15 protein-coding genes are annotated in these 16,100 nt (G+C 55.1%); 8 read left to right on the top strand and 7 right to left on the bottom strand.

The window, feature by feature from the left end; all coding sequences use genetic code 11:
* Positions 1-3: 3 nt before the first annotated feature.
* Positions 4-417 (top strand): cupredoxin domain-containing protein, encoded by a 414-nt coding sequence (locus tag LZ463_RS00600; protein WP_241452770.1) that lies wholly within the window; start codon positions 4-6, stop codon positions 415-417.
* 6 nt (positions 418-423) lie between these two features.
* Here the strand turns inward: LZ463_RS00600 and LZ463_RS00595 are convergent, their stop codons facing one another.
* Both LZ463_RS00595 and LZ463_RS00590 read right to left on the bottom strand, forming a co-directional pair.
* On the bottom strand, positions 424-2,544 hold the full coding sequence (locus tag LZ463_RS00595; RefSeq protein WP_241452768.1) for a sensor histidine kinase: 2,121 nt from the start codon (positions 2,542-2,544) through the stop codon (positions 424-426).
* Entirely contained in the window at positions 2,522-3,262 is a 741-nt protein-coding gene (locus tag LZ463_RS00590) for a response regulator transcription factor (RefSeq protein ID WP_241452767.1), read from the bottom strand. Before LZ463_RS00590 ends, LZ463_RS00595 begins: the two co-directional genes overlap by 23 nt.
* Positions 3,263-3,497: 235 nt before the next feature.
* Here LZ463_RS00590 and LZ463_RS00585 point away from each other — a divergent pair, with 235 nt between their 5' ends.
* From LZ463_RS00585 to LZ463_RS00575, 3 genes are all read left to right on the top strand, one after another.
* Positions 3,498-4,802, top strand: coding sequence for an SPFH domain-containing protein (locus tag LZ463_RS00585; RefSeq protein ID WP_241452763.1), 1,305 nt, complete (start codon positions 3,498-3,500; stop codon positions 4,800-4,802).
* Positions 4,803-4,804: 2 nt separating this feature from the next.
* Entirely contained in the window at positions 4,805-6,217 is a 1,413-nt protein-coding gene (locus LZ463_RS00580) for a hypothetical protein (protein WP_241452760.1), read from the top strand.
* 126 nt (positions 6,218-6,343) lie between these two features.
* Positions 6,344-6,838, top strand: a complete 495-nt coding sequence (locus tag LZ463_RS00575; protein ID WP_241452758.1) for a hypothetical protein — start codon at positions 6,344-6,346, stop codon at positions 6,836-6,838.
* 143 nt (positions 6,839-6,981) lie between these two features.
* Here LZ463_RS00575 and LZ463_RS00570 read toward each other — a convergent pair whose 3' ends face one another.
* Entirely contained in the window at positions 6,982-7,839 is an 858-nt protein-coding gene (locus LZ463_RS00570) for a M14 family zinc carboxypeptidase (protein WP_241452755.1), read from the bottom strand.
* A gap of 116 nt (positions 7,840-7,955) precedes the next feature.
* Positions 7,956-9,137 (bottom strand): methionine adenosyltransferase, encoded by a 1,182-nt coding sequence (gene metK, locus LZ463_RS00565; protein ID WP_241452744.1) that lies wholly within the window; start codon positions 9,135-9,137, stop codon positions 7,956-7,958.
* A 250-nt stretch (positions 9,138-9,387) separates the two neighbouring features.
* Between metK and LZ463_RS00560 the strand changes: the two genes are divergently transcribed.
* Positions 9,388-10,248 (top strand): lysophospholipid acyltransferase family protein, encoded by an 861-nt coding sequence (locus LZ463_RS00560; protein WP_241452742.1) that lies wholly within the window; start codon positions 9,388-9,390, stop codon positions 10,246-10,248.
* A complete protein-coding gene (locus tag LZ463_RS00555; protein ID WP_241452739.1) occupies positions 10,245-11,108 on the top strand; it encodes an LpxL/LpxP family acyltransferase in 864 nt (287 codons plus the stop codon). Before LZ463_RS00560 ends, LZ463_RS00555 begins: the two co-directional genes overlap by 4 nt.
* On the opposite strand, the gene LZ463_RS00550 is transcribed toward LZ463_RS00555, so the two are convergent.
* On the bottom strand, positions 11,102-12,001 hold the full coding sequence (locus tag LZ463_RS00550) for a LysR substrate-binding domain-containing protein (protein WP_241452738.1): 900 nt from the start codon (positions 11,999-12,001) through the stop codon (positions 11,102-11,104). The two genes, LZ463_RS00555 and LZ463_RS00550, sit on opposite strands and share 7 nt — an antisense overlap.
* Positions 12,002-12,137: 136 nt before the next feature.
* Here LZ463_RS00550 and LZ463_RS00545 point away from each other — a divergent pair, with 136 nt between their 5' ends.
* Together LZ463_RS00545 and LZ463_RS00540 are read left to right on the top strand one after the other, a co-directional pair.
* Positions 12,138-12,755, top strand: coding sequence for a LysE family translocator (locus tag LZ463_RS00545; protein WP_241452737.1), 618 nt, complete (start codon positions 12,138-12,140; stop codon positions 12,753-12,755).
* A 246-nt stretch (positions 12,756-13,001) separates the two neighbouring features.
* Complete coding sequence (locus LZ463_RS00540) at positions 13,002-13,823, top strand: DUF2087 domain-containing protein (protein WP_241452732.1); 822 nt, start codon at positions 13,002-13,004, stop codon at positions 13,821-13,823.
* 26 nt (positions 13,824-13,849) lie between these two features.
* Here LZ463_RS00540 and LZ463_RS00535 read toward each other — a convergent pair whose 3' ends face one another.
* Positions 13,850-15,193 (bottom strand): ATP-binding protein, encoded by a 1,344-nt coding sequence (locus LZ463_RS00535; protein ID WP_241452729.1) that lies wholly within the window; start codon positions 15,191-15,193, stop codon positions 13,850-13,852.
* Positions 15,190-15,945, bottom strand: a complete 756-nt coding sequence (locus LZ463_RS00530; RefSeq protein ID WP_241452726.1) for a response regulator — start codon at positions 15,943-15,945, stop codon at positions 15,190-15,192. The genes LZ463_RS00535 and LZ463_RS00530 overlap by 4 nt, the downstream gene beginning before the upstream one ends.
* Positions 15,946-16,100: the final 155 nt, after the last annotated feature.

Here is a 16,100-nt window from a genome sequence, read left to right as displayed (position 1 = left end):
GACATGAAAACGAACCAATCAAGACGTCTCTTCTGTACGGACCTGTCCTTGTCATTACTGGGGGCCGGCGCAAGCCTGGTATTTGCCGAACTTGCCATGGCAGAAGGGGCGGCAAAAAAGACGTTGGCCTCACGCACAAAGCCACGGGTGATACCAATAACGGCGAAAAAGTTTTCCTATGAACCCAGTCGCATAGAAGCCCGGGTCGGTGAAAGTATCGTGCTGGCTTTCAGCGCCCTGGATTTTACGCATGGTTTCAACCTGCCAGAGTTTAATTTGCGTATGGACCTGGTGCCGGGCAAGGTGATCAATATTCAATTGAATCTCGACAAGGCGGGCGAGTATGACTTTCTATGTGATAACTTCTGCGGTGATGGACATGAGGGAATGAGCGGCAAGCTGATCGTCAATGCATGAGGGTTTCTAAATCCCTCTTTGCAGGCTGAGTATGAAGTTGACACCATCGCTGACATTTTGCACGCTGATGGTGCCGCCCATTTTGGCCATATAGGTCTTGGCGACAAACAGGCCCTGTCCGCGATTACCATTGGCGGCGGAATCATGCTGGTCAGACACGCCGTATTCAAATATCTTGTCTATCAGGTCGTCAGGGATGTGTGGGCCGCTATTGTGTATGCTGATCGTGGCTGTTGTTTCGCTGCTGTGCAAGGTGATGCTGATGGCTGTACCTGGCAGGCGATAGCGCTCGGCATTGCGCAAGACATGTGTGACCACATCTTCGAGCGAATATTCATCGGCCTTCACCATGACGACTTCATCTGCGCCCTGGTAGAAGACATCCGGTATGCCTACCATGGGTGCATTGCTGGCCACGTTTTTCAGGAACAGGGCGATATCGATTTCTGATACCTGCAATACCGTGGACTGGAAGGCTTCGCTTGGTGACGCACTTCCATACAGGACTCGTATCGCCTGTTGCATGCGGCTGATATAGCGATTGCTCTGATCGTCAGGCTTGCCATGCAGGGCCATCAGAGACTGCAGCGGCGACATGATTTCATGGCCTACCGCATGCCACATTTCTTTCTCTTGCTCGGTACGTATGGCTTCTCTTTCTACATCTTCGCGGACTCGCCTGAGCAGGTCATGCAGACAGCTGGCCAGCACACCAAGTTCGTCCGGGCTGCGCAAATCGCTGACATCGAAGCGGTCGAGATCACCGGCAGATTTAACCGTCTTCGAGACCGATACGGCACGTTTTGTCAGCAGGGTGATGCGGCGTATGATGCTGACCTCGATCAGCAGCCAGGCTAGGGTCAGCGCCAGCAGCATGGCGCCGACAAACCAGGCGACCCGGCTGGCGACCACGCTCAGGCTCTTGCTGACGCTGCGTACATCACCGGTGAGCAAGACGTCATAATTGGCCAGCGGTGTGCTGATGATCTCCCGGCTTTCCAGCGGGATATCGTATTCATCAACCGGCAGGCGGCGTATCAGGCGGGTGATGATATTCCAGGATTCTTCTGCCTGTTCTACTACGCCTGTCAGGTTGATCAGGTCGCCTGGCGGTTTGCCTTGTTCGCCCTGTTTGTCCGCTCTGTCCTGCCCGTCGCGTTTGCGTATGCGCAGGGTTTCACCAGGCATGAGGTTCGCTTGCAAGTCTTTCAGTGAAAACGGCGTGGCAGTCGGCAGGTTCTTGCTATCCAGTAAGGGTTGTTCAGAATCTGGCGGCAGTACGGTCAGGCTGACTTCCATCTGGTCCAGGTCTTGCGGCGGCCAGACCGGGCGTTTTTTTTCAAACAGGGCTTCCTGCAAAACTGGTATGGGCAGGCGCAGGGAAAAGAAGGTGTTTTTCTGGCAGCCCTCATCCTTGTCGTCGAGGTCGGCCTGGTTGCAGATCGCCTGCTGCCAGGCCCAACCGCGAAAATCACGTACGGGCCTGGCATTGGGCCTGTTTGCTTCACTTTCATTGAAACCAGTCCAGCGTCCGCGGCTGCCCTGGTTTTGCCGGGCCGGCGCCGTTTCTTCTTCAAACGGTGCTATCCACCGGTAGGTCTGGCCGCGCAGGCTGACACTGACTTTCAGTCTGTGGGCCTGCGTCAGGCTCTCATTGCCACGCTTGTGCGACACCAGTTGGCTGCTATTGAAATTGCCGGCGATATAGATAAAGCCGCCAGCCCAGGGATTATTGCCTATGCCGCTACAGAGGGCGCCGGCATTCCCGTATTGCACCAGGCAGCCCGACATGGCAATGGCCTGCTGCACCTTGTTCTGGTCATCAAAATCGATGGCAGAGTAGGGCAACAGCAGTGGACGCAAAGACGCCCGGCTGTTTTCGGCTGGCGGGTTCAACAGTGCCAGCTGACCAGCAGGGTGGCGCAGGGTGGCAGATATCTGCTGGCGGGTCTTGTTGAAACTGGCCTGGTAATTGTTGTAGCTCAGTTGCTTTTCTTGCTGCAATACCGACAGTGCCAGGCCGACTGTGGCGACAGCCAGTAACAGGAACACCCCGCGAAACAGGATGCGCAGACGGTAAGAAGCAAGCAGGAACTTGCCCATCTCATGTCCTGCCGTTACCGTCATCGACCCATCTGAAGCCGCGCATGGGGACGTTTTCTATGCATTCAAAATCCGGGTCTATTTCACGGAAAGCATCGCGTATGGTGCTGACATGTTTGCGTATATTGTCGCGGTTGCGGCCGCTCTTGACGACTTCATACAGGTCTTCATAAGACACGACCTGGCCACGCTGGGCAAACAGGGCTGCCAGTATTCTCTGTGCCGTCAGCGGCAGATTGATGCGCTGGCCGCGCCAGATCGGCGTGCGCTGGCGCAAGGGGTCCATGCTGAGCTGGTCTGCTGTGACGCTGGTTTTGGCGGCATCTTTGCCGTTCTCTTTCAGGCTTTCTTTATGCTGCTTGCGCTCTCTGACCGAGCGCAGGATTTCCAGAAAGGTTTCGATGAAATCGGCTTCTTCAAAGGTGGCTTTTTGCAGATAATCCCAGGCATCAAGCGCCTTCATGATGCTGCGGTAGATTGTCGCCGGCATGGCCGACACCACCAGCACCGGCGTCGCATGCTGCTTGTTGATGGCATTGATAATGGCGACACCGGCATGGCGTTCACGGCCCAGTTCTATGTCCAGCACCACCAGGTCATAGTTTTCACGGCTTATCGCTGCCTCCGCATCGTCACGGCTGAACCACTGGTCGACCTGTATGCCCGGTTTGGCTGCCTCTATCCAGGTTTTCAACTGATTGCTGGTGGGCATATCGTCTTCGATGACTGCTACTTTGACCACTTTTTACTCCGGCGACTTGTCAATAACAGCAGTATCCACGCTTTCCGGGCAAAAGTCATAAGGCAGGTGTGAGTTTTTCTTCACAGGCAATAAGACTTCTTCCTGTCCCGGAAAAATCTGCCCCTGCTCCAGCATTGTATGCTCCGCAGCCTGCGGCGCATGATGTGTTTCAGGGCAGCAGGGCAAAGGCCGCTGCAGATAACCCTGAGAAAACCATCATTATTGGAGAGCTATCATGTCTGACCGTATCAAATCCCTGGTACAAGCTGTAAGGTCCACCCTGTCTTCCGTGTTCAGCAAAAGTGCTTCTGGATTCAAGGCCGGGGCCAAGGCGACGTCGGAATCTGGCATGTTCAGTAAAACCACCTTTAATCGCCTGGTTGTCCTGAGCCTGATTGGTGGCGCAGTGTATGCCATCAGCACGCATCCGCCGATCAAGCGCATACCGCGTGGTGAAGTGGCTGTTCGCATCAATCAGTTGACTGGCGGTACGGATCAGGTGCGCGACGGTTCCCTCATTGTCGTACCTGGCCTGCATGAATTGCGCCTGTTCAAGCTGCAGGATCAGTTATATAAACCCACACGTAGCAGCCGCGCTGATGGCGAGGCCCCTTTCCAGTCGGTAGAGGGCCTGTCTTTGGGGGTAGACCTGAGCATACGCTATGCACTGGACCCGGACAAGGTAAGCAACCTGTCCAGGAGCCTGCCGGAAAATATCAATGCGGAAATTGTCGAGCCAGCCGTCCAGGGCGTGATCTATAAGGCATTCACCGTCTACACGGTACGCGAGATATTTTCCAGCAAGCGGGCAGATATCCAGAAGCAGATCGAAGCAGAACTGAAGCCAAGGCTGGCCGCCGACGGCATCATCCTGCGTGGCGTCACCATGGGCAAGGTGGATCTGCCAGCCGACTATAAGCGCGGCATGGAAAAACTGCTGGCTGAAGAACTGGAAAGCGAAAAAATGCGCTATACCCTGGAATTGAAAGACAAGCAGGTCAAGCAAACGGCACTGGAAGCTGAGGCCGCCAAGATACAGCGTGAAAAAGCGGCAGAAGCTGCCGGAGCAGAACAGATCATCGCCGCCAAGGCACAGGAGGAAGCGATGAAGCATGTACTGCCTTTCAAGGAAAAACAGATAGAGCAACGCAGGTTTGAGGCTGAAGCAGAAAAAATGGCACGCATCAAGACGTCAGAAGGCGCAGCCCAGGCCCGTGTCATCGAAGCCCAGGGCGAAGCTGATTCCCGTCGCAAGCTTGCCGATGCCGACGCATACCGCCAGGACCTGGTAGGCAAGGTCGCCAGCGTGCAGATGGAGAGGGAGGGCGCCTTGCTCAGCAAGCATCCCCTGCTCATACAAAAAACCATGGCTGACAAATTGTCGGACAAGGTTTCGGTCATCATCGCCCCGCCGCCAACGGATGGCAGCTTCATCGGTGCCACCTTGCTGGGTAGTGGCAGGAACAACAGGCAGGGCATGCAAAAAGTATCGACCGAAGCAGAGACAGAAACCGCTAACGAAAATAAAGAGAGTCAATAATCATGTCTGCCATTGCAATTGCTGTCGCCGTATTGGCTGTTGTGACCCAGGACCAGGCGCAGTTGCGCGCCGCCCCCAAGGATGGGGCGCAGCAACAGGCCGTTCTGTGGCAGGGCGACAGCCTGGAAATCCGCGGTGAAAAACTCGACTATCTGCAAGTCTATGACCACAGGCGCGAACGTGCCGGTTACATCAAGGCATCTCAGGTGCGCCTGGTTTCCATGCAGCCAGACGATGCTCCTGACAGTCTGGCTGTCATCCGCTTCCTGCGTGACACACCGGGTGCAGAGTCCCTGGGCATCAGCTACACTGCGGCCTACCTCAAAGCTGCCCCGGCCAATGCCATTGGTGCAGAAGCTTTTGATGCGCTTGGCAGCATGGCAGAGCGTCTGGCGAAACGCGCATCAAGCAAACAGCCCAAGCAGAATGAAGCCACCATTGCCGCGCATCTGGAAGTGGTCGCCAATTATGGTATCAATATCAAAGGCTATGAACGTGAAGGCCGCATGCAGCTTTGTTACGACGGTGAAGCCTTTCGCCGCGTATTGGCCATGAACGCCACACCTGACCAGAAGGCCCGTGCGGCGCTGGCGCTGACACGGCAGGACTGCATAGACCCGGCCATGCGTCCTGCTGAGCGTTATGCCCTGGACCAGTGGCGTGCTGACGTGCTCGACAAGGTCAATATGCTGAATTTGCCTGAGTATCAGAAAAACCGCATACGCATGCGCAAAGCTGGCGTCTGGTCCAGTATCGCCTTCCAGCGCGCCCGCAAAGGTGAAAAATTTGAAGAAGCCGCCAACCGCGCCCTGACTGAACTGGCCGCTGTCAATAAAGACGAATTCACCGATGAAGACGGCTATGCCTATGCCGATGCCGGTGTGCGCGCAGGTGCGACACGCTGGGCTGCCGAACCTGTGGTTCAGCCCAGGCCTGGCCTTAATGTTGTCACTGCACCAGGACAGCCAGGTGAAACCTGTGTCATGCTGACGGACGCCAAGCATGACCTCAAAGCCCCGCTGGCAAAACGTTGCACCTATAGCGTGGTCTGGGCAGCTTCTGCCCGTGCCAATGCGCAAAACACCGCCCTGACACTGGCCGTACAACCGATGGAAAACTGGCGCGAGCTCTGGCTGTTCCACCAGACCAGCCAGGGCTGGATCATCGATGTCCTGCCGCCAGCCAATAGCGACCCCGACCTGGGTTATGCTGAATTTGCCGGCTGGGTGCCAGGCGCCAACAAGATGCTGGTGGCACGTGAGGCCAAGATCGAAGGCAGATTCAAGAAGAGCTTTGAAGTCGTCAGCATGGATAGCCTGCAAGTTGAAAATGGCGCAGACAAGCCGGGTTCGCTGAGCATTTTCTACAAATGGCAAGACCCTGCCTGGAAGAGGCAGACCATCAGTCTGAGGTGAAATATTTGTAGTGACCGCAGTTGGCCGTATTCAGTACCAACATTCAGTAGCAGTAATGACTTGAAGCACAGCAGGCTTTTATCCAATCGATACTTACACGTTTATATCATGACCAGGAGTTTTGCCATGAATTTCAAATTTGCGTCTGTCGCTCTGTTATTTGTCAACAGCATCGCTTTTGCACAGGAAGTGACACCCAGGATGCAATTGCCTGATTGGGCAGGCAAGCAGCTTGATGGCTTATCCCGGCAAGAGTCCATAGAGGTGAACAGCCGTCTCAATCCCTTTGTCTGGCGCGGCAATTTTTTGGGTACTGGCAAAGGAGACCTGGCGGTCCTGGTCAAGGACAGCAAGAGTAAAAAAGAGGGCTTCGTCTTTTTGTCACCAGCCAAAACCAAGCCTGTCATCGTGGGAGCGGGACATGCGATTGGCAATGGAGGTGATGATTTTTCATGGCTGGAGATGTGGTATGTCGAAGACAAGGGATCGCAGCCGCACAGTTATCATGACAAGTCCGTCAAATTGCGGAGTGATGGCATCGTTGTGGCGAAAGAAGGCTCAGCCAGTGCCCTGATTTATTTGAAGGCAGGCAAGACGATCTGGCAGCAGCAGGGGGACTGATTTTTAATCACGCCCATGGCGGAGTCGGATGAAAGTTTTCTCATGATCTCCGCACTAGATCACTGAGTGTCCAGGGTAGTCATTGCGCCTTGTCCTGAGCGCCGGACAAGCGTCTTCACTTCTGTTTCTACTGTTAAAGTCCGTTAGTTGCTGCTTGTCTTCAACGGAGCCGCCACATTCTGTCTTATCCAGTTTTGCATGTCTTGCCAGATGCGCTGTACTTCGACATCAGGGGGCATCTGGGTGGCGTTGGGCAGTTCTATGGTGACGACCGGGATGTCCTTGTGCAGGCCGCTATAGTTGCCCAGTGAACCAGGGTAGACACCGACACGGTTGTAGATCAGGCGGCCGAAACGGTTGGGGGGCGTGGCCGGGCCGTCAAAGTCGAGTACGCCAAACGGGGCATGTACCGAGATGATGACGTCAGGTTTGTATTTTTCTATGGTGTCGTAGACCCAGCGGCTCTCTGGCTCGGAAATGGGTGCCTTGCCAGGGTAGCGACGCGGGTCGCTGCGGGTGACACGCGCCCAGTAGGCTGGTGCTTCTTTTTGCCAGTTGGGGGTGGGGAAGTTGCGGTTCAGGTCTATGCCGCGCGCATTCACCCGTTTTGGTTGTGCTGCCAGCAGGCCATCGGGATTGACTACCGGTGCTACGCGCCAGTTGAATTCTAGCGGGGCTTTTTGCATGCTTTCCATCCATTTGAAGACGATGGAGGAAGCGGTCTGTTCATCGCCGTGTATGCCGCCCAGCAGCAATACCCGTATCGCTTGCGGATGCCTGCTATCAGAGTGCAGATCACGATATAAAACCGGGAAACCATTGAGCGAATTGGCGCCTGTCGGGGTCAGTTTGCTGTTCTTGCAGTCGTTGAGGCTGACCTTGGGCAGGCGGGTAACCAGTGGCGTGCACCAGTCGGTAACGGTTTTGAATTTGGCTGGTGCGCTGGCTGACCATGCCGAAGGTATGGCCATCAGGCCTGCCATTGCACCGATAGTGCTCATGGCACCAAGTTGTTTACAGCAAAATGCAGTGAACCTCCTATTCAACGATTTCCCTTGCATTCTTGCTTCAACTCCCAGTGCCACTTACTACTTATTTCAACATCGGCTACGACAGATTACAGACCTGCGGCGGCGCGCAATATTGCCGCCTTGTCAGTACGTTCCCAGGTAAATTCTGGCTCTTCACGACCGAAGTGACCATAGGCGGCTGTCTTGGAGTAGATAGGGCGCAGCAAGTCCAGCATCTGTATGATGCCTTTCGGACGCAGGTCAAAATGCTCGTTGACCAGTGCGGCAATCTGCTCATCAGGGATAACGCCCGTGCCTTCAGTGTAGACAGTCACGTTCATCGGGCGGGCAACGCCAATCGCATAGGCGACCTGAATCTGGCACTGACGGGCGATACCGGCAGCAACGATATTCTTGGCGACATAACGGGCAGCATACGCAGCAGAACGATCTACCTTGGTAGGATCTTTACCAGAGAAGGCACCGCCGCCATGCGGGCAGGCACCGCCGTAGGTATCAACAATGATCTTGCGGCCAGTCAGGCCACAATCACCTTGAGGGCCACCAATCACGAAACGGCCGGTCGGGTTGATCAGGAATTTGGTGTCCAGCAACCATTCTTTAGGTAAGACTGGTTTGATGATTTCTTCAATAACAGCGTCAATGAAAGACTGCTTCATCTTCGTCGGAGTTTCACTCTGGTCAGGATGGTGCTGGGTGGACAGCACGACAGTATCGATACTGTGCGGTTTGCCATCGACATAGCGCATGGTGACCTGGCTCTTGGCATCAGGGCGCAGGAAAGGCAGACGACCATCCTTGCGCAATTGTGCCTGGCGTTCTACCAGGCGGTGCGCATAGTAAATCGGTGCAGGCATCAGTTCCGGTGTTTCGTCACAGGCATAACCAAACATCAGGCCCTGGTCACCCGCGCCGGTGTTCAGATGATCATCAGATGCCTGGTCAACGCCCTGGGCGATATCATTCGATTGTTTGTCGTAGGCTACCAGCACCGCGCAACCTTTGTGATCAATACCATATTCGGTATTGTCATAGCCTATGCGCTTGATGGTATCGCGTGCAACCTGGATATAATCGACATGGGCATTGGTGGTGATTTCACCAGCCAGAACAACCAGACCGGTATTGGTCAGGGTCTCTGCCGCTACGCGTGAACGCGGGTCCTGTTCAAAGATCGCATCGAGGATTGCATCGGAAATCTGGTCGGCGACTTTGTCCGGGTGTCCCTCGGATACCGATTCAGAAGTAAAAAGAAAATCATTAGCCATCGCAGGCTCCTAAAAAAAATGACCGTAAAAATTATGCCGCAGTCGGAAGAGTCCTGCGACGCTTTAGCGAGTTTTATTAACCGCCTCGCAAGTTGTCTGTTAACTCGGCGGTGGCTTGTCATGAGCCTGGATACCTTCCTCAAGGAGGTCAATAAGCAGGTCAAAGCTTACCAATGTGTGATATTTTACGCTCGTTCTGCATTTTCTGTCGAATATCCCCTACTTTTTACACTGATACTTGAGCGGCATCATGCTTGTTACCTTGTTTCGTTTTCTTTCCATTTTTCCATTGTCAGTCCTGCATTTTATTGGCGCCGTACTGGGTTGGGCTGTTTATTTGCTGTCTGGCTCTTATCGTCGGCGCATGAAGGAAAACATGGGCCGGGCCGGATTCAGTGCACATCTGCATGAGGCTGTACGTGAGGCGGGCAAGAATATCCTCGAATTACCCTTTATATGGTGCGCCAGACCCGAACGCGTCCTGAAGACGGCCAGCATAGAAAACTGGGAACTGGTACAAGCCGCACTGGATGCCAAAAAAGGTATTATATTTTTAACACCACATCTTGGTTGCTTTGAAATTGTGGCGCAAAGCATCGCTGTTCGCACCCGTTTGACCGTGCTGTACCGGCCGCCACGCAAGGCCGCCCTGAAACCGCTGATAGAGGGAGCAAGGGCGCGCGACAATCTTTTGCTGGCGGCGGCCAATCTCTCAGGTGTCCGCATCATGGCCAAAGCGCTCAAGAAGGGCGAGGCCATAGGACTGCTGCCCGACCAGGTACCGCAAGAAGGGGAGGGCGTCTGGGCCAAATTCTTTGGCAAGCGCGCCTATACCATGACCCTGTCAGCCAAATTGCATGGCATGACTGGCGCACCCATTATCCTGACCTATGCCGAACGCTTGCCTGGTGGTAAAGGTTATGTGATACGTTTTGTGCCGTTTGAGGAGGAATTGGGCATGGACCCGGTCGCGCAGGCCACCGCCATCAATCGTGGCATGGAAAAACTGATCGCACACTCACCGGCACAATATTTCTGGAGCTACAATCGCTACAAGAAACCCGAGGGTGTCGACGGCCCTGATGCGGCTATTGACGAGGTGCAGGCATGAGGGCAGTGCTGGTCTTGATGTGGTTGCTGCACTGGTTGCCCCTGCCTGTGCTGGGACGCCTGGGCGAGGGCGTGGGCAGCATATTGTTTATATTGATACGCAAGCGCCGCCTGATCACCTTGAAAAATCTGTCGCTGTGCCTGCCACAACTGAATGAGCAGGAAAGGTCGTCCATCGCCAAACGCCACTTCCAGGTGTATGCGCGCAGCGTGCTTGAGCGTGGCATACTCTGGTGGGCATCGGAAGCACGCCTGAGAAAACTGATACAGATAGTCCCCGCCATACCGATGGCGGCAATTCAGTCTGGCCCGACGATACTGATGTGCCCGCATTTTGTCAGTCTTGATGTGGCAGGGGTGGCAGTGATGTTTGAATCCTCGTTATGTTCGATTTATACCCAGCAGCGCAGCAAGGTGTTTGATGCCGCCTTGCGCAAGGGGCGTTCACGCTTCCGTCCGGTCAAACTTTTTTCCCGTGCCGAAGGGGTCAAGCCCATTATCCGTGCCATGCGTGAGGGCCTGCCTTTCTTCATGCTGCCGGATATGGATTTTGGCGCCAAGGATGCGGAATTCATCCCTTTCTTTGGCGTACCTGCAGCGACCTTGACAGCAGTGCCGCGCATTGCTGCAACGACCGGCGCCAAGGTGATACCGGTCATTGCCACCATACTCCCCGGCTATCGTGGCTGGAAGGTCAGCTTCCATGAGGCATGGACTGATTATCCCGGTGAAGACATGGTGGCTGCCACGCGCGCCATGAATGCCTTCATCGAGCAAGAGATCATGAAGGCGCCAGCAGAATATTTCTGGGCGCACAAGCGCTTCAAGACCCGTCCACCGGGGGAACCTGGCTTTTATTGATCTTGCGCGTTGATTTTCTGGCTGCTCACCAGCATTTCCTGCTGCAACCACGCCAGGAACGCCTGACGACGCTGGTCTTGCGCAAAGGGGACAGCCGACAGCAAGACATAGTCAGAGCCGTCAGGGACAAACGGGTAAGGCGCCAGCAACTGGCCGCTGCCGATTTCGTCTTCCACCATATACGCCGACGCCATCGCCACACCCAGGCCGGCGCAGGCGGCTTGCAGGCTCAGGTAAAAATGTTCATAACTGGCCCTGCTCGCTGCCTTCAATGTCTTTTGGCTGACGTGTTGCCAGCGTTGCCAGGCATCGGGCCGGGACGCGGTATGCAGCAAGCGTTGCTGCTCAAATATCAACTCGCCGTTTTGCAGCAAAGTCGGCGCGCAGACCGGGGCGATCAGTTCGCGGGCAACGACGACTGAGTGATAACTCCTGTCCCAGGCAAAATCATTGCGTCGCAGGGCCAGGTCGATATGGCCTTGCTGTAAATTGACTGGGCCACCGGCTGCAAACAGATGGATTTCCAGGTCGGGATAGTGCAGCCTGAATTTGCCCAGGCGCGGTATTAGCCAGCGCATGGCGATGGTAGGTTCGCATGAGACGACCAGGGGTAGGGCAATGGTGGCCTGACGGACCTGCCTTATGCCGGCTTCAAGCTGGCGCATGATGTCCGTGCAAGTAGCTTGCAACTGGGTGCCGGCGCGTGTCAGGAAGATGGCGCGGTTACGTCTTTCAAACAAAGCTATGCCGAGGTTTTCTTCGAGCTGCCTGATCTGGCGGCTGACCGCCCCATGGGTGACATGAAGCTCTTCCGCAGCTCTGACCAGGCTCAGGTGGCGCGCCGCCGCTTCAAACACACGTATCGCATTCAGGGATGGCAGGTGTTGGCTCATCTGTGATTTTTTCTCAATGATATATCTGAGTATAAATCGATTTTCAATGCAGCGCCAAGGCGGGAGAATAGACTCATTCATGTGAATAAAAATCACATTATCCGTTTAACCAGGACCGCCTGTTGGGGAGCAAGAAATGACAGAATTAATCGCCGTTGCCATCATCACCATCCTGGCTGTCATCAGTCCGGGTGCAGACTTTGCCATGGTGACCAGGAATAGCTACCTGTATGGCCGCCGCACCGGCCTGCTGGCTGCTGCCGGCATCGCACTGGGCGTGCAGGTGCATGTGATGTACACCATGCTGGGAGTGGGCTTGCTGATCGCCAGTTCAGCGCAACTGTACTTTGTCATCAAGATTATCGGTGCAATGTATCTGATTTATGTCGGTTACCAGACTTTTGCGACACGGCCAGTGAGCAATGCAGGCACTGCTGGCGGGCGGCAGTTGAGCACGTGGGCAGCCTTGCGCACCGGTTTCATGACTAATGCCTTCAATCCCAAGACAACCCTGTTTGTGGTCAGCACTTATACGCAGGTGGTACAGGTCGATACCAGTCTGCCCGTGCAATTTGCCTACGGCCTGTTCATGTCGTTTGCGCACTGGTTGTGGTTCAGCCTGGTGGCCCTGTTTTTTTCTGATCAAGGTCTGCGGGCAGCCATGTTGAACAGGCAAGTCATGTTGAACCGCTTTATCGGCAGCATCCTGGTCTTGCTCGGTGTGTCGCTGGCGGCCATGCCGGCAATGCATTGAGGGCATCGTTAATCAGGGTGTTGACCATATCGGCGTACCGGCCTACAATCGCGCTTCAGGTGCCCAGGGGCGCCTGCCCGCAAAAGAGGCTCTCACCCTGCAAATACACATCTTCCATAATGTGATGAACCAAGTTTCGTTTGACGTCAGCGGGTCGTCGATAAGCGAACTGGAGTCTATCATGTTGTCTTTTACGTATTTCACCCTGTCTTTACTAACATCAGTCTGTTGTTCAGGAGCGCACGTATGAACGCCCTGACCACAGAAATCAAGACCCGCGCCCGCCTGCTGCAAAAACTGCTGGAAAGCGGCAATGCTGGCGCCACACGCCAGGCGACTATTTTAAGCCGTCAGCGCAACTGGGAATTACCAACTGCCTGGCAACTCAAGCATTGCATGAATCTGGCTGCTGCCGATGCCGGTTTCCAGAACTGGGAACATGCGCGCATCATCTTTGGTGGTGAAGCCAAAGCCGGCGATGATATGGGGGACTTCTGGCACGGCCAGGGTGTTGGTGCTTTTTTCAATCACTGGTTTGCCAGCTATGCCGAAGCGCAAGTGCAATTGCAGCTTGATGAACACAATTACCTGTTGCCTTATCGCCGCCAGTTTTTTGTTGTCACTGCCGATTACATACAGGCGATGGACCTGGCTGGCGAGCCGGCATTATGGCAGGCAATAGGGCGTGACCTGGTGGCCGGCTATGGCAGTGCGTCCTGGCAGGCGCTGGCGCAGCAAAGACTGAAGAGCAGCCGCACCGAGCGTTTCAACACCACCTGGAACTCTGCCCGGACCATGCTGGACCTGGAATCAAGCGAGGCAGAAACACAACGGGTGATGAAGTCCTTCGTCAAAGAAGGGCGGTTGGTCGCCATACCGGAGCAGCGCAAGAAACGCCTGGTGATTTTACGCTGGCTGGTCGGGCAACTGCAGCTGGAAAAGCGTTATCCGGAAGCAGAGATCAACAGCTTTCTGCTGCAATTCCATCAAGACTTTGCGACATTGCGGAGAGAGTTCATTGTGAATGCCCTGATGCAGCGGGAAGACGGTCTGTACTGGCGGCTTTAATCTGGCGTTTCTGATACTTAGGCTTGTCAGGTCACGCTTTGCAGCGGCAGTATCACGCTGACTGCAAAGCCGCCGCCTTCAAGATTGGCGAACCGCAATTGGGCATGCAGGGACAGGGCCAGTTGCCCCACGATGGCGAGACCCAGGCCTGCGCCTCCGGTTTCGCTATTGCGCGAGCTTTCCAGTCGGACAAAAGGTTGCATGACGGCTGCCCATTGATCCTGCGGTATGCCTGGTCCGCGGTCTTGCACGATGATGCTGACGTATTGCCCGTCATTCTTTTGCATCATTACGCCGACTTCGCCACCAAACTTGAGCCCGTTATCAATCAGGTTGCCAAGCAGGCGGGTAAGAGCCTGTGGCTGGGTGTCCATATTGAGATTGAACACTTCTGTCAGACGGACTGGCTGACCGGTGTCACAGTAGTCTTGTACCAGGCTGGCTACCAGTGCGTCCAGCGCCACTTTGCTGAGCGCTTCCTGGCTGGCCTGTAACTGGTTTTGTACCTTTGCATAAGCCAGGCCCTGTTCCACCAGTTTTTGCATGGCTTGCAGGTCTGCCTGCATCTTGTGGCGCTGGGCATCATCATCCATGAATTCCGTGCGCAGGCGCATGCGGGTAATCGGGGTTTGCAGGTCGTGGGCGATGGCGGCCAGTATCTGCATGCGTTCTGCCAGGTAGACGTCGATGCGCTGTTGCATGTTCTGGAAGGCCGTGCAGGCGCGATACACTTCTTGCGGGGCGTGGCTTGGCAACTCTGGTGTGGAACCTGGTTTGACGATGGCATCGGCAGCGTCAGCCAGCATGGACAGGGGCCGCGTTGCCACACGTACAGCCAGCCAGCTTGCCGTCATCAGTATAACCAGTTGCAGGCACAGTAATAAAACCATGCTCCACTGTATGGTATACGGAGTGGCGCTGAGCCTGACGGTCAGCGGCTCACCGTCGCGCAGGGCAAGGTGCAGCTGCAGGATTTTTTTATCACCTTCCATGCGTGTGCTGATGACGATTTTTTCCGGACGTTCAAGATTATCCCTGATGGCGCTGATGGCTTCATTGGCAATATCTATGTCTATGCTGTCCTTCGCGTCCGGCGGTGCAGCTTCCAGGCTGTATTGATAGTTGTTACGCGCCAGCCTGTCCAGCCAGATACCTCTTTCATTGACCGGCAGGCGATCGAGAAAGGCGATGGCATTACCGACGTCTTTGCCGACTGAATACACCATGTGGTTTTTCCTGACCTGCATCTTGTCCCACTGTGACAAGGCAAACGACAGGGCACAGGCCATCAGCAGTGCACCAAGCAAGATCAGGTTGATGCGGCCAAACAGGGTGCGCGGCCAGCGCAGGCTTTCCAGGGTTTGCATCATGCCTCCGCCTGTGCACTCACTTCTGTCACCTGAGCGCAAAATACATAACCTTCGCTGCGCACAGTCTTGATGTAACGCGGCTCGCGTGCATCGTCGCGCAAATGCTGGCGCAAACGGCTGACCAGCAAGTCTATGGAACGTTCAAACAACTCTGCATCGCGCCCCTGGGTCAGGTTCAGCAACTGGTCACGGTTGAGTACCCGCTGCGGATGTTCAACAAAAACTTGCAGCAACCGATATTCGGCGCCGCTCAACGTGACCATGACATTGCCCCGGTCAAGCAGATGGCGTGCCAGGGTATCGAGTTGCCACTCCCCGAACTGCAACATGGCTGGCGGCTTTTGCTCACGCAGATGCGGCGGCAGCATGCGGGTGCGGCGCAATACCGCCTTGATGCGGGCCAGCAGTTCACGGGCTGCAAAGGGTTTGGTCAGGTAGTCGTCTGCACCCATTTCCAGCCCTACCACGCGGTCCGTTTCATCTGCGCGTGCAGTCAGCATGAGGATGGGAATGATCTTGTCCGGACCTGAACGTAATTCGCGGCACAGACTCAGGCCATCTTCACCGGGCATCATGACATCGAGTACGATCAGGTCGACGGCAGCACCGTCAAGTGCTGCGCGCATTTGCTTGCCGTTGGCAGCGGTACTGACCTTGTTGCCAGTCTTGCGCAGGTAAAGCGCAGTCAGCTCACGTATCTCGGCGTCGTCATCGACGATAAGGATATGATCCGGGGATTCTGTGGTTTCCATATGCAGGGCCTGGTGCTCGTTCTCTGTGACTCGTTCATTGAGCTTTATAGCCTAAATCGAGACGGAGACAAAATCTTTTGTATCTCAGTGTATCTGGATGGCGCTGACACATGTAAAGATGCAAACAGGGCAGTTTCTGACATCTGCCAGATACC

This window comes from Undibacterium paludis (assembly GCF_022568815.1).
Taxonomy (GTDB): domain Bacteria; phylum Pseudomonadota; class Gammaproteobacteria; order Burkholderiales; family Burkholderiaceae_D; genus Undibacterium.
The sequence above is the reverse complement of the archived record's forward strand: the minus strand, read 5'-3'. Positions and strand labels throughout refer to the sequence as shown.